At 70.6% G+C, this 18,939-nt stretch carries 21 protein-coding genes; 12 read left to right on the forward strand and 9 right to left on the reverse strand.

What is annotated here, in order from left to right; genetic code table 11:
* The first annotated feature begins 76 nt into the window (after nucleotides 1-76).
* The 4 genes from JD292_RS00860 to JD292_RS00875 all read left to right on the forward strand — a co-directional run bounded on the left by JD292_RS00860 (nucleotide 77) and on the right by JD292_RS00875 (nucleotide 3,079).
* The gene (locus tag JD292_RS00860) at nucleotides 77-1,021 is read left to right on the forward strand and encodes a metal ABC transporter substrate-binding protein (protein WP_200130841.1); all 945 of its coding nucleotides are present in this window, start codon (nucleotides 77-79) and stop codon (nucleotides 1,019-1,021) included.
* Nucleotides 1,018-1,770 carry a metal ABC transporter ATP-binding protein gene (locus JD292_RS00865; protein ID WP_200130842.1) on the forward strand — a complete coding sequence of 251 codons (753 nt, stop codon included), beginning with the start codon at nucleotides 1,018-1,020 and terminating at the stop codon, nucleotides 1,768-1,770. The genes JD292_RS00860 and JD292_RS00865 overlap by 4 nt, the downstream gene beginning before the upstream one ends.
* Nucleotides 1,767-2,678: a metal ABC transporter permease gene (locus JD292_RS00870; protein ID WP_200130843.1), complete on the forward strand. Its 912-nt coding sequence runs from the start codon at nucleotides 1,767-1,769 to the stop codon at nucleotides 2,676-2,678. Before JD292_RS00865 ends, JD292_RS00870 begins: the two co-directional genes overlap by 4 nt.
* Before the next feature lie 143 nt (nucleotides 2,679-2,821).
* Complete coding sequence (locus JD292_RS00875; RefSeq protein WP_200130844.1) at nucleotides 2,822-3,079, forward strand: 2TM domain-containing protein; 258 nt, start codon at nucleotides 2,822-2,824, stop codon at nucleotides 3,077-3,079.
* Nucleotides 3,080-3,157: 78 nt separating this feature from the next.
* On the opposite strand, the gene JD292_RS00880 is transcribed toward JD292_RS00875, so the two are convergent.
* A complete protein-coding gene (locus JD292_RS00880) occupies nucleotides 3,158-3,862 on the reverse strand; it encodes a hypothetical protein (protein WP_200130845.1) in 705 nt (234 codons plus the stop codon).
* Between the two features lie 338 nt (nucleotides 3,863-4,200).
* Between JD292_RS00880 and JD292_RS00885 the strand changes: the two genes are divergently transcribed.
* Nucleotides 4,201-6,444 (forward strand): heavy metal translocating P-type ATPase, encoded by a 2,244-nt coding sequence (locus JD292_RS00885; protein ID WP_200130846.1) that lies wholly within the window; start codon nucleotides 4,201-4,203, stop codon nucleotides 6,442-6,444.
* Between the two features lie 72 nt (nucleotides 6,445-6,516).
* Here the strand turns inward: JD292_RS00885 and JD292_RS00890 are convergent, their stop codons facing one another.
* Nucleotides 6,517-7,359 carry an SDR family oxidoreductase gene (locus JD292_RS00890; protein ID WP_200130847.1) on the reverse strand — a complete coding sequence of 281 codons (843 nt, stop codon included), beginning with the start codon at nucleotides 7,357-7,359 and terminating at the stop codon, nucleotides 6,517-6,519.
* Nucleotides 7,356-7,841, reverse strand: a complete 486-nt coding sequence (locus JD292_RS00895) for a MarR family winged helix-turn-helix transcriptional regulator (protein WP_200130848.1) — start codon at nucleotides 7,839-7,841, stop codon at nucleotides 7,356-7,358. Before JD292_RS00895 ends, JD292_RS00890 begins: the two co-directional genes overlap by 4 nt.
* A gap of 98 nt (nucleotides 7,842-7,939) precedes the next feature.
* On the opposite strand from JD292_RS00895, the gene JD292_RS00900 reads away from it, so the two are divergent.
* Together JD292_RS00900 and JD292_RS00905 are read left to right on the forward strand one after the other, a co-directional pair.
* Nucleotides 7,940-8,608: an SDR family oxidoreductase gene (locus tag JD292_RS00900; RefSeq protein ID WP_200130849.1), complete on the forward strand. Its 669-nt coding sequence runs from the start codon at nucleotides 7,940-7,942 to the stop codon at nucleotides 8,606-8,608.
* Complete coding sequence (locus JD292_RS00905; RefSeq protein ID WP_200130850.1) at nucleotides 8,595-9,383, forward strand: SDR family oxidoreductase; 789 nt, start codon at nucleotides 8,595-8,597, stop codon at nucleotides 9,381-9,383. The genes JD292_RS00900 and JD292_RS00905 overlap by 14 nt, the downstream gene beginning before the upstream one ends.
* Before the next feature lie 18 nt (nucleotides 9,384-9,401).
* On the opposite strand, the gene JD292_RS00910 is transcribed toward JD292_RS00905, so the two are convergent.
* Nucleotides 9,402-10,193: an SDR family NAD(P)-dependent oxidoreductase gene (locus tag JD292_RS00910; protein ID WP_200130851.1), complete on the reverse strand. Its 792-nt coding sequence runs from the start codon at nucleotides 10,191-10,193 to the stop codon at nucleotides 9,402-9,404.
* Nucleotides 10,190-11,626: a bifunctional pirin family protein/GNAT family N-acetyltransferase gene (locus JD292_RS00915; RefSeq protein ID WP_200130852.1), complete on the reverse strand. Its 1,437-nt coding sequence runs from the start codon at nucleotides 11,624-11,626 to the stop codon at nucleotides 10,190-10,192. The genes JD292_RS00910 and JD292_RS00915 overlap by 4 nt, the downstream gene beginning before the upstream one ends.
* A 131-nt stretch (nucleotides 11,627-11,757) precedes the next feature.
* Here JD292_RS00915 and JD292_RS00920 point away from each other — a divergent pair, with 131 nt between their 5' ends.
* Together JD292_RS00920 and JD292_RS00925 are read left to right on the forward strand one after the other, a co-directional pair.
* Complete coding sequence (locus tag JD292_RS00920) at nucleotides 11,758-12,321, forward strand: dihydrofolate reductase family protein (protein ID WP_200130853.1); 564 nt, start codon at nucleotides 11,758-11,760, stop codon at nucleotides 12,319-12,321.
* Between the two features lie 116 nt (nucleotides 12,322-12,437).
* Nucleotides 12,438-13,136 (forward strand): DsbA family protein, encoded by a 699-nt coding sequence (locus JD292_RS00925; RefSeq protein WP_200130854.1) that lies wholly within the window; start codon nucleotides 12,438-12,440, stop codon nucleotides 13,134-13,136.
* A 96-nt stretch (nucleotides 13,137-13,232) separates the two neighbouring features.
* Here the strand turns inward: JD292_RS00925 and JD292_RS00930 are convergent, their stop codons facing one another.
* The gene (locus JD292_RS00930) at nucleotides 13,233-13,907 is read right to left on the reverse strand and encodes a lysophospholipid acyltransferase family protein (RefSeq protein ID WP_200130855.1); all 675 of its coding nucleotides are present in this window, start codon (nucleotides 13,905-13,907) and stop codon (nucleotides 13,233-13,235) included.
* Nucleotides 13,908-14,092: 185 nt separating this feature from the next.
* On the opposite strand from JD292_RS00930, the gene JD292_RS00935 reads away from it, so the two are divergent.
* Entirely contained in the window at nucleotides 14,093-15,625 is a 1,533-nt protein-coding gene (locus tag JD292_RS00935) for a mycothione reductase (RefSeq protein ID WP_200130856.1), read from the forward strand.
* A 77-nt stretch (nucleotides 15,626-15,702) separates the two neighbouring features.
* The gene (locus tag JD292_RS00940; protein ID WP_200130857.1) at nucleotides 15,703-16,089 is read left to right on the forward strand and encodes a TfoX/Sxy family protein; all 387 of its coding nucleotides are present in this window, start codon (nucleotides 15,703-15,705) and stop codon (nucleotides 16,087-16,089) included.
* Here the strand turns inward: JD292_RS00940 and JD292_RS00945 are convergent.
* The 3 genes from JD292_RS00945 to JD292_RS00955 are packed head-to-tail and all read right to left on the reverse strand — an operon-like array spanning nucleotide 16,086 to nucleotide 18,218.
* Nucleotides 16,086-16,523, reverse strand: a complete 438-nt coding sequence (locus JD292_RS00945; protein WP_200130858.1) for an NUDIX hydrolase — start codon at nucleotides 16,521-16,523, stop codon at nucleotides 16,086-16,088. The two genes, JD292_RS00940 and JD292_RS00945, sit on opposite strands and share 4 nt — an antisense overlap.
* Nucleotides 16,524-16,533: 10 nt before the next feature.
* Nucleotides 16,534-17,367: a M15 family metallopeptidase gene (locus JD292_RS00950; RefSeq protein ID WP_233613119.1), complete on the reverse strand. Its 834-nt coding sequence runs from the start codon at nucleotides 17,365-17,367 to the stop codon at nucleotides 16,534-16,536.
* On the reverse strand, nucleotides 17,364-18,218 hold the full coding sequence (locus JD292_RS00955) for a carbon-nitrogen family hydrolase (protein ID WP_200130859.1): 855 nt from the start codon (nucleotides 18,216-18,218) through the stop codon (nucleotides 17,364-17,366). The genes JD292_RS00950 and JD292_RS00955 overlap by 4 nt, the downstream gene beginning before the upstream one ends.
* 142 nt (nucleotides 18,219-18,360) lie before the next feature.
* On the opposite strand from JD292_RS00955, the gene JD292_RS00960 reads away from it, so the two are divergent.
* On the forward strand, nucleotides 18,361-18,936 hold the full coding sequence (locus JD292_RS00960; protein ID WP_200130860.1) for an NUDIX hydrolase family protein: 576 nt from the start codon (nucleotides 18,361-18,363) through the stop codon (nucleotides 18,934-18,936).
* Nucleotides 18,937-18,939 lie beyond the last annotated feature (3 nt).

Genomic DNA, 18,939 nt, shown 5'->3' on the forward strand with positions numbered 1-18,939 from the left:
GCGACTTGAAAGTTCGGCATGTCGAACATTAGTGTTCTAGGCACCGATACTGCACTCGCACCGAGGAGGCCACCGCATGCGCGCTCGCACGTCCAGGATCATCAGAACCCTTGCCGGGTTGACCGCGGCAGGGGGGATGCTCGCCGCTCTCGCAAGCTGCGCCTCCGGGCCCGCGAGCCACGCGAAACCGCAGGATGATCGTCCCGTCGTACTCACGACGTTCACGGTGTTGCAGGACATCGCCAAGAACGTCGCGGGGGACCGCCTGCGCGTCGAGTCGATCACGAAGCCGGGCGCGGAGATCCACGGCTACGAGCCCACGCCCGGCGATATCCGCCGCGCCGAAGACGCGGACCTCATCCTGGACAACGGGATGCATCTCGAGGCCTGGTTCGAGAAGTTCGTGAGCGGGCTCGATGTTCCGCACGTCGTCGTGAGCGATGGGGTGACGCCGATCGACATCTCCGAGGACGCCTATGCCGGTACCCCCAACCCGCACGCCTGGATGAGCCCGGACAACGCAATGATCTACGTCGACAACATGGTGCGCGCCTTCTCGAAGCTCGACCCGGACGGTGCAGACGATTTCGAGGCGAACGGGAAGAAGTACCGCGCCGAACTTGCCGAGGTGAAGAACGAGCTCCAGACGGGTCTCGCCGAGCTGCCTGAAGCGCAGCGCGCACTCGTGAGCTGCGAGGGCGCCTTCTCCTATCTCGCCCGCGACACCGGGCTCGCGGAGAAATACATCTGGGCGGTGAACGCCGAGCAGCAGGCGACCCCGCAGCAGATCGCGTCCGCGATCGACTTCGTGAAGGACCGGAAGGTGCCAGCGGTGTTCTGCGAGTCGACGGTCTCCGATGCGCCGATGCAGCGGGTCGTCGAGGCGAGCGGGGCGAGGCTCGGAGGGACGCTCTACGTCGATTCCCTCTCCGAGGCTGGCGGTCCCGTGCCGAGCTATCTCGAACTGCTCAGGCACGACAGCCGGACGATCGTCGACGGGCTGACCGGAGCGGGCAAGTGAACGGCCCGGCGATCGAAGCGCACGGCGTGACCGTGCGGTACGGCGAGGTCGTCGCGCTCGACTGCGCGACGCTCACGGTGGAACGCGGGCGGGTGTGCGGCCTCGTCGGTACGAACGGCGCGGGGAAGTCGACCCTGTTCAAGGCGATCATGGGCAGCGTGAAGCTCTCCGGGGGCACCGTGCGAATCGACGGCATGGATCCCGTGCGGGCACGGCGCGCCGGGGAGGTGAGCTACGTGCCGCAGAGCGAGGACGTCGATTGGGCGTTCCCGCTCACGGTCCGCGAGGTCATCATGACCGGGCGTTACGGGCGCATGGGCGTCACGAGGCGGGCGGCAGCAGCCGATCACGCTGCGGTCGACCTGGCGATCGACCGCACCGAGCTCGGCGAGCTGCAGGGCCGCCAGATCGGCGAGCTCTCCGGTGGGCAACGGAAGCGCGTCTTCGTCGCCCGCGGGCTCGCGCAGGAGGCCGCGATCCTGCTCCTCGACGAACCCTTCGCCGGGGTCGACAAGCGCAGCGAGGCGACGATCTCGCGCGTGCTGCGCGAGCACGCTTCCGGCGGCGGCACGGTGCTCGTCTCGACCCACGACCTCGCAGCACTCGTCGCGCTGGCCGATGAAGCTGCCCTGATGGCGCGCCGGATCCTCGTCCACGGAACCCCCGAGGAGGTGCTGCGGCCCGAGCACCTCACGCGCGCCTTCGGACTCGATCCGCTCGCCCGCACCGCGGAGGGAGTCGCCGCATGAACCCGCTCGATCTGCTCCTCGCACCGCTCGAATACGACTTCATGGTGCGCGCGCTCCTCACGGCCCTCATCTCCGCGATCGTGTGCGCGATGCTGTCGTGCTGGCTCGTGCTCGTCGGCTGGTCGCTCATGGGCGACGCCGTCTCTCACGCGGTGCTCCCCGGTGTCGTGATCGCCTACACCGTCGGTGCCCCGTTCGCGCTCGGTGCGACCGTGTTCGGATTCCTCGCGGTGGCACTCATCGGATTCGTGCGGGATCGAGGCCGCGTGAAGGAGGACGCCGCGATCGGGATCGTCTTCACGACGCTCTTCGCGCTCGGGCTCGTGATGATCTCCGTGACGCCGTCGCAGACGGACCTCTCCCACATCGTGTTCGGCAACCTGCTCGGTGTCTCCGCGCAGGATCTGCTCCAGGTCGCGATCCTCGGTGCGATCGTCGCTGCGATCCTCCTCGTCAAGCGGCGCGATCTCACGCTGTTCGCCTTCGACCCGACCCATGCGCAGGCCATCGGCCTGAACCCGCGTCGATTGGGCGCGCTGCTGCTGGGGCTGCTCGCGCTCACCGCGGTCGTCGCGCTGCAGGCGGTCGGCGTGATCCTCGTCGTCGCAATGCTGATCATCCCGGGGGCCACCGCGCGGCTCCTGACCGATAGGTTCTCGCGAATGCTCCTGATCGCGCCAGTGATCGGTGCCGCGAGCGCGGTGATCGGCCTGTACGTGAGCTACTACACGGACGCGGCATCCGGGGGCATGGTGGTGCTCGCGCAGGGCGTTGCGTTCGTGCTGGCGTTCCTGTTCGCGCCGCGGCACGGGGTGCTGGGCTCGCGAGTGCGCACGCGTGCGCGGGCGGTAGGGCAGCGGCCGGACGTGCGGGAGACGGCGAGCGAACGGCAACCGCAGGCGGCGTAGATCCGGGCAATAGCGATTACCAGGGGGCTCGCCGGGTCGGTGGATGCTGGGTATCAGCTGGCTGATTTCTCTTGCTGGGTCTTGTCAGTTTGCTGAGTCGCTGCTGAGATGAAGCTATGGACGAACAGGTGAGAGAAGCCGCGATGAGGCGGCTCGAACGCAAGCGGAGCTTCTGGGGGCAGGTAGGAGCGTACGTTGCGGCGATCGTTGTCACGAACGTGGTGTGGTTCGCTCTCGGGGGCCAGGGGTATTACTGGCCCCTGTGGGTCATCGTCGGCTGCGTATTGGGATTGATCTACAGCGCGATCTCGACATTCGGCCCCGCGAGCCGGCCCGTGACCGAGCAGGACATCCAGCGCGAAGCGCGGCGGATCTCCGGCGAGGATCTGGGTCGCCGGTAAGGCTCGGGAATGCCCCTGGAGGGTGTGATCCGAGCGCATCGCGTGCGCACGCAGTGCCCTCCGTCGGCGCCGAGCCGCTTACTTCTTCACGGAGTTGGCGGCGATCATTGCCGCCGCAACGGCGCTCGCGGTCCGGTGCTCCGGGTCCTTGGAGTGACCGATGATCATCGCCGTCCCCGGGAAAGCGAGCCACCAGAACGACTCGTGCACCCCGTCCCTGTGGATGCCCTGGAAGGTTGTCACCCCGTCGAACTCGCCCCGCACGAACTCTGAGCCGTCGAGCGCGGTGAGCAGGGCATTCCGGGCTGAAATCGAGAGCTCGGCAATGAACACGACGTCGCTCACATCGGACTGCGGGACGCCCCACGCGCAGAATCGCTGTTGCAGGGCGTTCGTGTATGCGTCGAGTGTGATCGGTGGGAGAAGCGTCGTGAACTCCGCGGGATCCACGAGCTCGGTGGCGTTCACGAAGTCGGCGTGCCCGGAGATGGAGGCGACACGAACGGGCGGAATGAGGTCATCGCAGGAGGGGATCCGGAGTCCGGTGCGTGCCGCCTGAGGCGGCTCAGAAACCGGGGTGTCGTCCCGGGCGTCGACGATCCCGGGTGCGGGGGACCGTTCCAGGGTTGGGGCCGGCGCGACCCGTGGAGAGGGGGCCTCTGAGGCCTGATGGGGGAGAACGTTCTCGGCATCTCCTGGGGCGGTGCAGCCCGCGAGCGAAGCCAGGGTGAGGACGGTGGCGGCGGTGGCGGCGAACGCGCGAAGCGTGCGGTTCCGGGTCATGCTTCCAAGTTATTCCGGAGTCGAGAAATCAGGAAGATCCTCGCGGCAAAAGGCCCGCTCAGCGATAGATTCGGGAGGTAATGGAATCCGGAATCGTGGAGCGTGTCCTGGCCGGATCCGCCCGGCGTTCGGGGACGGGGCTGCGGCCCGGATCAGGCGAAGCACCTTCGCGGGGAGCCGGCCGGCGTGCTTGTGGAACACCCCGGTGAATGTTGGAATGGGGCGGAGACGGGGCCGCGGCGGCGCGGCAGAAATGCAGATCCCTGGAATACCCCCGGGGGGTATGTGGTTGTGGCTTCTGAGCGCGATGCACCGAGCGTCCCGCGAAGGAGGGAACCATGAACGACCCAGCGGATCAGTATCCGGGCCACCGAGGCCACGCTGGTCATGAGCGGCAGCCGGATCATGACGGGGATGCTGCGCGTGAGCTGGAAAGCCCCGACCATGACGCGCACGCGGGTCACGAGCAGCACGCTGGGCACGACGCGCACGCAGACCACGACGCGCATGTAGGTCACGACGCGCACGCGGGTCACCGCGGTCACGACGCCCACGACGCCCACGCCGGGCACGGCCACGGCGGCCACGGCGATCACGTCGCCCAGTTCCGCCGCCTGTTCTGGATCATGCTCGCCCTCGCGGTGCCGACGGTGCTGCTCTCGCGCATGTTCGCGTCGATCGTCGGCTATTCGCTCCCGCAGAGCCCGGTCATCGATGGGATTCCGCCGCTCCTCGGAACCGTGATGTACGTGTGGGGCGGGAGGCCGTTCCTCGGGGGAGCCGTGTCGGAACTCCGCGCGCGGAAACCGGGCATGATGCTCCTGATCGGGCTGGCGATCACGGTCGCGTTTCTCGCGTCGTGGGGTGCCGCGCTCGGGCTCCTGCACCACGAGCTCGACTTCTGGTGGGAGCTCGCGCTGCTGATCGTGATCATGCTGCTCGGGCACTGGATCGAGATGCGCTCGCTCGCGCAGACGAGCTCCGCCCTGGACTCTCTCGCGGCGCTGCTCCCGGACGAGGCGGAGCGGGTCGAGGGGGATCGCGTGGTGCGCGTCGCGCCCGTCGATCTCCGCGTCGGCGATGTCGTCGTGGTGCGACCGGGCGGCAGTATCCCCGCGGACGGCACGATCGTTGACGGCGCTGCCGCCGTGGACGAGTCGATGGTCACGGGCGAGTCCCGCACCGTTGCGCGCGGTGTCGGCGACGTCGTGACGGCCGGGACCGTCGCCACGGACTCGGGGATCCGCGTCCGTGTCACGGCGGTCGGCGACGACACCGCCCTCGCCGGGATCCAGCGCCTCGTGACCGACGCGCAGAACTCGTCATCACGGGCGCAGCGCCTCGCGGACCGGGCGGCCGGCTGGCTGTTCTGGTTCGCCCTCGGGGCTGGCGTGCTCACGGCGATCGTCTGGTCTCTGATCGGAATGCCCGATGAGGCAGTGATCCGCACAATCACCGTGCTCGTGATCGCGTGCCCCCACGCCCTCGGGCTCGCGATCCCGCTCGTCGTGTCGATCGCAACCGAGCGCGCGGCGCGCGGTGGTGTCCTCGTGAAGGACCGACTCGCGCTCGAGGCGATGCGCACCGTCGATGCCGTGCTGTTCGACAAGACGGGAACGCTCACGCGGGGCGAACCGGAGCTCGTGCAGCTCGCGGTGACCGACGGGCAGGAGCCGGATCGGGTTCTCGCGCTCGCCGCAGCGGCCGAGTCCGACAGCGAGCACCCGCTGGCGCGGGCGATCGTGCGCGCGGCCGAGGGGCGGGGTCTCGAGATTCCGGCAGGGGAGAACTTCAGCTCCTCGCCTGCGGTGGGCGTGACGGCGACCGTGGAGGGCGCGGCGATCCGCGTGGGCGGACCGCACCTGCTGGACGAGGAGGGCGCGACGGAGCTTCCCGACGTCGCAGCGTGGCGCGGGATCGGCGCCACGATCCTGCACGTGCTGCGCGACGGTCGGCCGATCGGGGCGATTGCCCTGGCCGATGAGATCCGGCCCGAGTCTGCCGAGGCCGTCGACGCCCTGCGGAGGATCGGCGTGGAGGTGGTCATGATCACGGGCGACGCCGAACCGGTGGCGCGGGCCGTCGCTGGCGAGCTCGGGATCGAGCGCGTCTTCGCGGGAGTGCGCCCGGAGGACAAGGTCGCGCGCGTGCGGGAGCTGCAGGCAGAGGGGCGACGCGTCGCCATGGTGGGCGACGGAGTAAATGACGCGCCGGCGCTCGCGCAGGCCGATGTCGGGCTCGCGATCGGTGCGGGAACCGACGTGGCCATCGCGTCCGCCGGGGTGATCCTCGCTGGCGACGACCCGCGCGCGGTGCTCTCCGTCATCGAGCTGTCCCGCGCCGCATACAGGAAGATGCGACAGAACCTCTGGTGGGCGGCCGGATACAACCTGATCTCCGTGCCGCTCGCGGCCGGCGTGCTCGCGCCGATCGGGTTCGTCATGCCGATGTCGATCGGGGCGATCCTGATGTCGCTGTCCACGATCGTTGTGGCGCTGAACGCGCAGCTCCTGCGGCGGCTCGATCTCCGGCCCGCCGTGGTGGCGCGCGCCATCAGCGCGCCCGTGGCGCGGCGCGGCTGAGTCTCGCCCGAAACGCGGAGAGCGGGCGGGGCGGCCCCGATCGGGAACCGCCCCGCCCGCTCTGCGGTGCGGTCAGTTGTTCTGCAGCGAGGCGTGCAGCTCGGTGAGCTTCGCGCGCATCGCCTCCTCGTTCCACGACCAGATGTCGTCGCCGCGGAGCACGGTGTCCGCGCCGCCGTCGCAGTAGATGGTCTGGCCGCAGCAGTGCGTGTTCTCGGGAGAAATGAGCCAGATCAGGAGATTCGCAATGCTCTCAGGGCCCTGATGGGAGTTGAGCGGCATCGGGACCATCGCGTCGACGAGCGCCGAGCCCTCCTTGGAGGCGAGCAGGTCCGCGGTCATCGGGGTCACGACGGTGCCGGGGGCGACCGCGTTCAGCGGGATGCCAGCGCCCGCCCACTCGGCGGTCGGGGCGACCCGGCGCACCCAGCGGGAGATCGCGCGCTTCGAGGAGGAGTAGATGGCGGTTGCGGCCGCCTCGTCCTGCTCGAGCTGCTCGGCGATCGCGACCGCGGTGGCCTCGTCGCCCGCGAGGAAGGCGTCGACGAGGGGCTCGGCGACGGGCTGCATCGATGCCATCGAGGAGATGAGCGCGGCGCGCGGCGCCTCGGCCTTGGCGAGTGCCGGGCGGATCGCCTCGAGGAACTCCGTCATGCCGAAGTAGTTCACCTTTGCCGTGATGCTCTTCGGCGCAGACAGCCCGGCGCAGGCGATGACCGCGTTGACGGTGCCACCCGCGAGCGCGATGGCCTCGTCCGCGGCGGTGCGCCGGCCCTCGGGGGTCGACAGGTCACCCGAGACCTCGACGCCCTTGAGGTCGACGCCGATGACCTTCTCGCCGCGATCCCGCAGGATCTCGGCGGTCTTCTTCCCGATCCCGGAGGCCGCTCCGGTGATGACGATGGTGCGAGTCATAGCGTTTCCTTTCGATGGGGTGCAGCGGGTGCTGCGAGCAGCCCCGCGACGAAGCGGGGGAGGAGATCGTTCAGTCGATCCACGTCTTCCGGGTCCCAGTAGGCGGTCGCCGAGGCGACCATGTCGATCCCTGCGCCGAACAGCTGGGAGAAGGCGCGCTGCCCGTCCGCGCCGAGCGTGACCCCGAGGCTGCGGCGGTCCAGGGGATCCGGCACGCGATCGACGAGTCCCGCGGCCTCGAGCCGGCCGAGCAGCTTGGAGGTCGAGGGGCGGGAGAGGTGCAGCGCGCCGGCGAGCTCGCTCGGGCGGATCGGGCCGTCCGCGAGCCCGAGGAGATACACCGCGCGCACGGTCGCCGGATCGAGGCTGACGCCAGCGGCAACGCTCACCCGGCGCTGATAGTCGTGCGAGCTCCACAGCGAGGTGAGCCGCGCGAGCGAAAGGAGGATCGCGGGGCCGTCGGGGGAGCCTCCGGTGGTCATGGCCCCAGGCTACGCCAGATAGTTGCCTGAGGCAACTATTTCGCACCGGGCTGAATCTTGCTCTGGGCACCCGGACCGCGCGCGCATAGGCTGAATGGATGACGCGCACACTTATCTTCGGCGGCCACGGCAAGATCGCTCTCCTCGCAACGCCCCTCCTCGTCGAGGCCGGCGGCACGGTCACCTCGGTGATCCGCAACCCCGAACACATCCCGGCCGTCGAGTCAGCCGGCGGCACGCCGCTCGTCGCCGACGTCGAACAGCTCGGCACGGCCGAGCTCGCCGCCCTCATCGCGGACCACGACGCGGTGGTGTGGTCCGCGGGTGCCGGCGGCGGCAACCCCGCGCGCACCCGGGCAGTGGATCACGACGCAGCGGTGCGATCGATGGAGGCCGCGGCGCAGGCGGGCGTGCAGCGGTACGTCATGGTCTCCTACTTCAACTCATCGCTCGCGCACGGCATCAGCCCCGACCACTCCTTCCACGCCTACGCCGAGGCGAAGGCCCAGGCGGACGAGGTGCTCCGGGCCTCGTCCCTCGACTGGACCGTGCTCGGACCGAGCACCCTCACCCTCGACCCGCCGAGCGGCCTCATCGACACGGCCGCCGAGTCCTCGGAGCACGTCTCGCGCGGCAACGTCGCGCTCGTGATCGCCGCGGTGCTCGCCGATGAGTCGACGATCCATCGCACGATCCGGTTCAACGACGGCAATACCCCGGTCGTGGCCGCGATCGCCGATGCGGGGGCCGCAGATGGCGCGCGCTGACGCCGCGGTCACGCCGGTCGTCGCGCCCGTGCGCGCGGCGATCGTGACGGGAGCCGCACGCGGGCTCGGGCGGGCAATCGCGCTCGAACTCGCCGCTCGGGGCGAGCAGGTCGCGCTCCTCGACCTCGACGAGGTGGGAACGGCGGAAACGGAACACCTGATCCGTGCGGCGGGCGGCAGCGCGGTCTCCGTGCGCGTCGACGTCACCGACGAGGGGTCGGTGCGCGGCGCCGTCGCCGAGGTGGCCGAGCGGCTCGGACCGCCCCTGATCCTCGTGAACAACGCCGGGATCCTGCGCGATGACCTGCTGTTCAAGATGCCGGTCGAGGGCTGGGACGCGGTCATCGGCGTGCACCTGCGGGGCGCATTCCTCATGACCCGCGAGTCCCAGTCGTTCATGGTGCAGGCCGGGTGGGGGAGAATCATCAACCTCTCGAGCACCTCGGCGCTCGGCCACCCCGGCCAGGCCAACTACGCTGCGGCGAAGGCCGGCCTACAGGGCTTCACGAAGACGCTCGCGCTCGAACTCGGCAGGTTCGGGATCACCGCCAACGCTGTGGCCCCCGGATTCACCGTCACCGACATGACGCGCGGCGTCGCCGACCGACTCGGCGTTCCGTTCGAGGAACTCGTCGAACGCGAGGCGGCAGCGACCGCGGTGCGCCGCGTGGGCGCACCCGAAGACATCGCGAACGCCGTCGCGTTCTTCGCGGCACCCGAGAGCGGCTTCGTCTCGGGGCAGGTGCTCTACGTCGCCGGGGGCCCGCAGGGCTAACGGGATCAGATCCGCCGGTCAGATGCCTTTTTCGTCCTGAATCGCGTTGCCGCCGTCCACGACGAGCACCTGGCCCGTCACGTACGAGGCCGCCGGCGACGCGAGAAACTCGACCACGGCGGCCACCTCGTCGGGCGTGCCCGAGCGTCCCATCGGCGTCGCGTCGCCCATCCGGTTCTCGTGCTCCGTCGCCGACCCGGTCCGGATCCAGCCGGGAGCCACCGCGTTCGCCGTGGTGCCGCTGTCCGCGAGGTCGACCGCGAGCGAGCGGGTGAGCCCCACGAGCCCCGCCTTCGCGGCGTGATATCCCACGTCGCCCCGGTAGGCGAGGATCGGGCCCGACACCGACGAGACCGTGACGATCCGCCCCTGATCGGCCGCGACCAGGTGCGGAAGCGCTGCCCGCGTCACGAGATACGCGGTCGTGAGGTTGCGGGAGAGGGCGTGCTCCCACCCGGCGAGGCCGAGCTCTGAGGCCGGGAGCGGATCCTGCGGATCCGTGGTCGAGGTCATTCCGGCGTTGTTCACGAGCACGTCGAGGCGGCCGAACTCGTCGATCGCGGCGTCCACGATCCGCGCCGCCCCGGCCTCCTCCGTGAGGTCAGCGACCACGGGCATCGCCCACGAGCCTCCCCGCTCCGGATGAGCCGCGCGGCCGATCTCCTCGAGCTCCGCCGCCCGCTCCTCGATCCGATCGCTCGTCGCCCCGACCACGACCCGGTAGCCCGCGCGGACTAGCCGCGCGGCCGAGGCGAAGCCGATGCCGTCCGGGGCGCCCGCGCCCGTGACGATCGCGACCCTGCCCGTCACTGGGCGGACTCCTCGGGCCAGCGAACATCGCCGACGAAATCGGGATGCTTGCGCAGCCACCCCGCGACGAACGGGCAGTGCGGCACGATCGCGCGCCCGAGGAGACGCGTCGCCGTGAGCGCCTCCGACACGAGCACGCCGCCGAGGCCGCGGCCGCCGAACGCCGGATCGATCTCGGTGTGCACGAAGTCGTAGACCGTGCCGGCCTCGCGTTCACGATAGGCGGTGAAGCCGGCGAGCTGCCCGTCGACGGTGACGGCGAAGCGGTGCGCCTCGGGTTCGTGGATGACGGCGATCTGCTCGTCCTCGTCCGTGTCTGCTGGTGATGTCATCGGGGATTCCTTACTGTTCTTCGGTGCCGGTCCCGAGCGTTCCCTCGGGACGAGCCTGGCGATGGGCAACGGGGGTGCCGAGAGCGGCGGGGCTGGTTCGTTCTCCGGCAGGCCGAAGCGGTTCGCGTCCGTCTCTGCTGGGAGCTCGCGGTCCGCTGCCGCCGCGACCGCGGCGCCCGGGGCGCCCTCGACGGCCACGTCGGCGACGCCGACCGCGGCGATCTGCGCCTGCCAGTCGGCACGCGCCCGCGCGATCTCATCGTGATCGCTGCCGACGAAGTTCCACCACATCACGATCTGCTCGTCGAAGGGAGCGCCCCCGATCAGGAGCAGATGCGCGCCCTCCGCGCCCGCGGTGATCGTGAGCTCGGACGGCCCGGGAGCGGCGTAGGCGAGGTGATCCCGCGCGACGTCAGCGGTCTCCGATCCGCGAGTGAGGCTCGCCGATCCGGAATCCAGCAGGATCCCGTGCTCGAACGCCGGATCGCAGGCGAAACGCAGCGCCGTCCCCGGTGCGAGCGTGAGCTCGGCGCCGAGCAGCGGCGAGTGCGTCTCGACCGGGGAATCGGAGCCCAGCAGCGAGCCGAGGAAGACCTGTCCGTGCCAGCCATCACCGCGCACGACCGGCGGGACGTAGTGCGCAAACGTCTTCGCCGTGCCCCGGCTCGCGGCGGGAAGCGCGATCCAGAGCTGGGCGCCGTGCAGCACATCGGTTTCGGGAGTGGAGCGCTCGGAATGGCTGATCCCGTGACCCGCGGTCATGAGATTCAGCTCACCGGGACGAACCATCGCGTGGAATCCCGCGCTGTCGCGGTGCTCGATCTCGCCGGAGAAGAGCCAGCTCGCGGTCTGGAGCCCGATGTGGGGGTGGGCATCGACGTTCATGCCGCCCGTGTCCGCGACGTGATCCGGTCCGTAGTGATCCAGGAAGCACCAGGCTCCGATCAGTGAGCGCGCGCGCTGCGGGAGAGTGCGGCGCACGTTCATGGCGCGCAGGCCGCCGAGCGGCACGTCGCGCGGCTCGATGAGCTGGATCCCCGCGCCGTCGGGCGGGCCGGCCTCGCACACGGTCTCGGCCGGTCGTTCCTCGGTGTTGCTCATCGCGCCTCCTGATCCTGGCCCAGGTCACCCGGCCATTCGGGTGCCACGGCTCCAGTCTGCCATCAGTCCGTCCGAGGCGGGCCACAGGCTCCGGAACCGTGAGTGTCAGAGGTCCGCTCTACGCTCCTCGCATGGGACGAATCATCTACGACGCCGCCGCGACGGCGAACGGCTTCATCGCGGACGCGGATCACTCGCTTGACTGGCTCTTCGCGGTCGAGGGCGGAGAGGCCCCCGAGGAGGGCCTGCTGCCCGCCGAGGCTGCGGTGCTGGTCGAGGGCTCCCGCACCTACGAGTGGATTCTCGCGCAGGAGGGCGTGCTCGAACGCCCGGAGCGGTGGCAGGAGCTCTACGGTGAGACGCCCACATTCGTGTTCACGAGCCGGGAATTGCCGGTCCCAGCAGGGGCCGACGTGCGATTCCTCTCGGGGGAGGTCGCCGCCGCGCTCCCGCAGCTCCGCGAAGCGGCCGCGGGGGGAGACATCTGGGTCGTCGGTGGCGGCGAGCTCGCGGGGCGCTTCCTCGACGCGGGGGCGCTCGATCTGATCTCGGTGTCGATCGCGCCGGCCCTCTTGGAAGCTGGCGCGCCCTTCCTCCCACGCCGCGTCGGGGCGGACCGCCTCAGGCTCGTGTCGGCCGCGCAACACGGGCAGTTTGCGCGGCTCCACTACGAGGTGATCCCGGCGGCGGGGTGAGGGGCCAGCCGGGCACTCAGGCGGGAGGCGATAGCCTGGGAGGAAGCCGGATGGGGGCCGTGCGCGCCGGCCGCGCGCCGACACCGCCCACTCGACGTCGCCAGCGGAGGACACGAATGAACACGCCCGCACCGCAGACCTGGTGGAGCGCCCAGAGCGCCTCCACGAAGACGATGATCATCGTCGTGCCGACACTGCTGCTCCTCGTCGGCGTACTCATCCTCGTGACCATCCTCAGCCGGCCGGGGGCGCCCGCGGTTCCCGAACGCCTCGGCGCGGCGGACACCGTCGCGGAGAACTCGCACTACATCGACGAGGCGGGATCAGACGCCCCAACGCTCGTCGAGTTCCTCGACATCGAGTGCGAGGCCTGCGGCGCGCTCGCGCCCTACATCGACGAGGTCCGGAAGGCGTACAGCGGCGAGATCAACGTCGTCGTGCGGTACTTCCCCCTCGACGGGCACGCCAACTCGATGACCGCGGCGCTCGCGGTCGAGGCGGCCGCGCAGCAGGGCAAATTCGAAGAGATGCTCGCCAAGATGCTCGCGACGCAGTCCGAGTGGGGAGAGCAGCAGGCCTCCGAAGCGGAGCGCTTCCGCGGATACGCAGAGGCCATGAAACTCGATCTCGCAGCCTACGACGCCGCCGTCGCCGACCCGAAGACGCTCGCGCGCATCGAGCAGGATCGGGCCGCCGGGAACGCGCTCGGCGTCACCGGAACCCCGACGTTCTTCCTCGACGGGGAGAAACTCGAACTCACCGGTCCGGACGATCTTCCCGACGCCCTCGACCGGGCACTGAGCCGCACCAAATAGCGGGTCGGGTCCGCGCCACACCCTGGCCGTCCCCGCGCACGCGCTGGCCGTCCCCGCGCACGCGCTGACGTGGGCTCGGCCGGCTCGGGCCGTCGGCTACTGCCCGCCCGCAGCCTCGGCGAGTTCTTGCCCGGTCAGCGCCTGAATCGCGGCCATGATCCGCGCCGTCGCCTCGCGCCGCGCACGCCCCCTCGGGAGCGCGGCCAGATCAGACAGCTCAACTGGGGCGCCGAACCGGATCTCCACGCGCGGCACCCGCCCCGTCCGCGGATCGACGAGCCGGCGATTCGAGCCGATCAGCCCAACGGGCACGACCGTCGCGCCGGTCTCCAGCGCCAGCCACGCCGCACCCCCGCGGCCGGGCTGCAGGCGGCCGTCACGCGAACGCGTGCCCTCGGGAAACACCGCGAACACGCTCCCTGCGGCCAGCACGCGTCGCCCCGTCTCCAGCGCGGCCTGAGCCGAGGCCGACGCCTCGCGCTGCACCGGCACCGCGCCGATCTGACGGAAGAACCAGCCGCCGAGGCGCGAGGCGAACAGGGAATCCTTCGCCAGGAACTGCACCATGCGCGGCGCGAACGACGGGATCAGGATCGTGTCGAGCGCCGACAGGTGGTTCGCGGCCAGGAGCACCGGGCCGCTGGCCGGAACATGCTCGCGGCCGGAGATCCGCGGCCGGAAACGCAGCGCGAGGATCGGACGCAGCAGCGCCCGCCCGATGAAGAAGACGGGGCCGGGACGCGCGCTCCCCGCCGACGCACTGCTGCTCACGCGAACACCCTACCCGGCCGGCTCGACCCGGACGAGCCGTCGGCCGGGCTCGTCGGGGCGACCGCGCGGACCGCGCCGTCAGCCCACCCGTCCGCTCCGCCGGTTCCGCACGCTCCGCCCGCGCGAACACTGCGGTCCGCCCCCGGATCAGTTGATCCCGAGCCTCCCGTCGATACGATTGCCGCATGACGGACACCCACGTGAATCTCGGCATCATCGGCTCCGGATCTGGCAATTCGCTCATCACCCCGTTCTGGGACGATCAGCGCGTCATGATCGCCGAGCGCGGCGTCTTCGGGGGAACCTGCCTCAACGTCGGGTGCATTCCGACCAAGATGTTCGTGCGGCCGGCCTCGCTCGCCCGCATCCCCGAGGAGGCGGCCCGGCTCGGCGTCGAGCAGCGCACCGTCTCTGTCGACTGGCCCGCGATCCGGGACCGCGTGTTCGGGCGCATCGACCCGATCTCGGAGGGCGGGGAGCGCTACCGTCGCGACGAGCTCGACAACGTCGAACTCGTGTCGGAGACCGTCGTGCTCGACGGCCCCGTGAGCACCTCGGGGCCGAAGCCGTTCGGCGATCCGAAACTGCTGCGCACCGAGGACGGATCGCGGATCTCGTGCGAGCAGCTCGTGATCGCGGCCGGCAGTCGCGCCGTGCTGCCCGACATTCCCGGCATCGACCTGCCTGGCGTGCACACCTCCGACACGATCATGCGGCTCGACGAGCTGCCGGCCAGGGTCCTCGTGCTCGGCGGCGGCTACATCGCCTGCGAGTTCGCAGGCGTCTTCTCGGGGCTCGGCTCGGAGGTCGTGCAGCTCAACCGCGGCCCCCGCCTCCTCTCCCGCTCCGATCAGGAGATCTCCGAGGCGTTCACGGAGGTCGCCGCGCAGCGCTGGGACGTCCGCCTCAACACGACCGTGGCCTCGTTCTCGCCCGCTCCCGGCGGCGGGATCATCGCCGAGCTCACGGGAACGAGGACCGGGGCTGGGACGGGGGCCGGAGCCCGAGCCGCGAACGGCGCAGCAGAAGCGAGCGACGGCGCGGACGGAGCCCGCGAGCGGATCGAGGCCGACGTGGTGCTCGTCGCCGTCGGCCGGCGCCCGAACTCCGACCTCGTTGGCGCGGCGGAGGCCGGGATCGATCTGCTTCCCGACGGCAGGATCGCCGTCGACGAGTACCAGCGCGTGCTCGCCGGCGGCGCGCCCGTCCCGGGTCTCTACGCGCTCGGCGACGTCTGCTCGGAGGCCCAGCTGAAGCACGTCGCGAACCACGAGGCGCGCGTCGTCGCCCACAACCTCGAGCACCCGGAAGACCTCCGCGCCGCGCGCCACGAGGCGATCCCCGGCGCCGTCTTCTCCGACCCGGAAGTCGCGCAGGTCGGCCTCACGGAAGCCGAGGCGATCGCCCTGATCGGGGCCGAGAACGTGACCGCGAAGACCCAGCGCTACGGCGACACCGCCTACGGCTGGGCGATGGAGGACGAGTTCGGCCTCTTCAAGGTCGTCGCGGACCGGCGCGACGGGCAGATCCTCGGCGCGCACGTGCTCGGCTACCAGGCCTCCAACCTGATCCAGGTGGTGATCATGGCGATGAGCTTCGGCATCGACGCCTACACCGCCGCCCGTGGGCAGTACTGGATCCATCCCGCACTCATGGAGGTCGCTGAGAACGCCCTGCTCGGGCTCGACGTGCCGCTGCCGGAGCACCCGGCGCTCTGATCCCGCGCGGCGATCGCGCACCGCTTTCCCGGCCGATACCCCGGTGGGAACTCGCAGATCAGGGCTAGTGTTGCCGCATGGGTACCCAGGCCGAGACCGTCGAGTTCATCTCCGACCAGCTGAGCGCGCTGCCCGCGATCACGTCCAGGCGGATGTTCGGCGAGTACGCGCTCTACTGCGACGGCAAGGTCGTCGCGTTCGTGTGCGACGACGAGCTTTTCATCAAGCCGACCGACGCGGGCAGAGCCTACATCGGAACTCCCGATGAGGCGCCAGCGTACCCGGGATCGAAGCTGTACTTCCGGATCTCGGGCGACCGCTGGGAGGACCGGGAGTGGCTGACCGGCCTCGTGAGCGAAACCGCGGCGGCGCTGCCTGCGCCGAAACCGAAGAAGCCGCGAGCACCGCGGACGCCGAAGGCCCAGCAGGCGCAGAAGCGCTCCGGGCAGGAACGCGAGCGCTAGGCCGAACGCAGCGCGGGGAAGACGAACTCGGTGGTGAGCGGGGCGATGTCGCTCCGCTCAGCCGCGGGATCGATCCACTCCACCGCATCGATCTCCGCGTGCGCCCCCGCCGCGAGCGCCGCCGGCACGAGCGGGTGCCCGAAGACCGCTGCCTCGACCACGAAACCCGGCTCGTTCGCGGCCGCCGCGCGGAAGACCCCGACGGTGCTGAGCCGATCCGGATCGAGTTCGATGCCGAGCTCCTCCGCGAACTCGCGCAGCGCGGTCTCGGCCGCCGATTCGCCGGGCTCCGGTTTTCCTCCCGGCAGCATGAACGCATCGGTGCCGCGCTTACGCACGTTGAGCACGCGACCGGTATCGTCGCGCATCACGATCGCGCTGACGCGGATCACCCGGTCGGCGGCGGAATCTGCGGGTGCGGGGGAGTGCGTCATGCCGTCGAGCCTAGTCAGCGTAGCCGGGGGCGGCAGGCAGCCCGAAGAACTCCTCGAGCGTGACGACGCCCGTGCGTTTCATCTCGGCCGCGAGCTCCTTGCCGACGTACCGGAAGTGCCACGGCTCCGGGATGAACCCCGTGACCTCCTGCTTGCCCTGCGGATAGCGGATGATGAAGCCGTGCTCGGCCGCGTGCTCCGCGAGCCACTTCCCGGCTGCGGTGCCGCCGAAGCACTCCGAGAGTGCGCACCCCGATCCGTCGTCGAGGTCGACGACGAGCCCCGTCTGGTGCTCGGAGAAGCCCGGCCGTGCCGAGTAGGTGTCGGCTGCCGCCTGGCCGTCTCGGGCGATGTAGCTGTTGTACAGCTCCACCTGCATCCCGTACGGCCGATAAGCGCTGATGATCTGGACGTTCAGCCCGTTCTGCGCGGCGGCACCGAGGAAGCCCTCGACCGCGGTGGCCGCCTCGTCGCGGAGCGGCTGCCCGTTCGTGTTGACGAACCCCTGCGGCATCCGCAGGTCGGCTGGCTCGTACTCCTTCGGGGCGAGGGGGCGGAGCTTGTCGGTGACGACCCAGATCGAGGCGGGATCGTCGATCGATCTCGCCTGCTTGTCGAAGGCGGGCGGGGCCGGCGGGGTCGTGGGTTTCGGGGTGGGCTTCGCAGTCGTGGGCGCCGGCGCCGTCGGGGTGGTCGTCTCGGCGGGCGTGGGCTTCGGCTCCGGCTCGGGCTCGGGTGCGCAGCCGGAGAGGCCGAGCGCGAGGCCCACGAGGGTCGCCGCGGCGAGGGCCTTCCCGGCGCGCGATGCCGCGCGGGGTACGCTCGTTCGCGCCGGAATCATCATGCGGTCTCCTCGCCACTCGCGGTGCTCAGGCCAGGGTAGGCGGAGCGGTCGAGACGATCGCCGAGTACGGGGAATTCGGCACGGACGACGGCGGTGAGCCCGACGTCGATCCGGCAGCGGAGCACCTCCTCGTCCGCGCCGCACTCCGCGAGTACGCGACCCGAGGGATCGACGATCCGACTCGAGCCACCGAGCTCGACACCGCGCTGCACGCCGCACGCGTTCACCGCGACGACCCACAGCTGGTGCTCGACGGCCCGCGCCTGCGTGAGGAGGCGCCAGTGCTCGCGGCGCGCAGCCGGCCAGGCCGCCGGAACGACGACGGCCTCGGCGCCGCGATCGCTGAGTTCCTGCCACAGCCCGGGAAAGCGCAGGTCGTAGCACGTGGTGCTGCCGGTGGCGCCGAGGGGGGAGGACACGACGCTGAGGGTCTCGCCCGGCGTGAGGAGCTCGGATTCGAGCGACTGGTAACCGAACACGTGGATCTTGCGATAGGTCTGCGCCACGAGCCCGCTCGGGGCGATGAGCACGGCGGTGTTGTGCAGCCGGCCGGAGGGATCGCGCTCGACGATGCTCCCCAGATGGATCCAGGCGTCGAGGGCTGCCGCGACGCGGCGGCCCATCGCGACCGTCGGCCCGTCGAGGGACTCCGCGAGCGCGTCGTAGGCGTCGAAGGAGAAGTAGCCGGCGCTCCACAGCTCCGGGAGGACGTACACGTCCGCCCCGGGGTTCGCGAGCAGCAGCGCCTCGACGCGGGCAATGCGCTCATCGCGGGACTCGGAATCCGGGCTCGCGACCTGCACGAGGGCGACGTCGACGGAATCCGCTGGAGCTGAAACGGGAGTGGCCATGCGAACCACACTACGTGAGCGCCCCGCATGCCGCGCCGATCCGCACGGAGTGCCTGGGACCGGGCACGCGCGTGGCAGGATGGGGGAAGTACCCGGTCGCGGCCGCGACTGGACACGGGACGAGACCGGGAGCGGTGAGCACATGGCGATCGACACTGCGGAGCTTCCCGAGCCGGAGGGCCCGGAGGACCGCCCGGCCCCGGCGGGTAACCCCGGCTGGCTGAGCGAAGAGGAACTCGCGATGGTGCGGGGGAGGCTCCCGCTCGTCTACGTCGAGGCGATCCCCGTGCGGCTCGACGGACTCGGCCAGGTCACCGAGGTCGGGCTGCTGCTGCGCAGCACGGCGGACGGCGTCATGACCCGCGCGTTCGTTTCGGGCCGCGTGCGCTACGGCGAGACGCTGCGCGAGGCCCTGTTCCGTCACCTCGAGAACGATCTCGGGCCGATGGCCTTCCCGCAGATGCCGACCGCGCTCGTTCCCGCGCAGGTGGCCGAGTATTTCCCGATGCCGGGAATCTCCCCGTTCGTCGACGAGCGCCAGCACGCCGTCTCGCTCGTCTACGTCGTACCGGTGACGGGCACCTGCAATCCGCGGCAGGACGCGCTCGAGGTCACCTGGATGGCGCCGGCCGAGGCGCTCTCCCCGTCGACGATCGACGAGTTCAGCGGCGGGCGCGGGGCGCTCCTGCGCCAGGCGCTGTCCGCAATCTCCTGCTGAGGG

This window comes from Leucobacter edaphi, from assembly GCF_016522535.1.
Lineage (GTDB): Bacteria > Actinomycetota > Actinomycetes > Actinomycetales > Microbacteriaceae > Leucobacter > Leucobacter edaphi.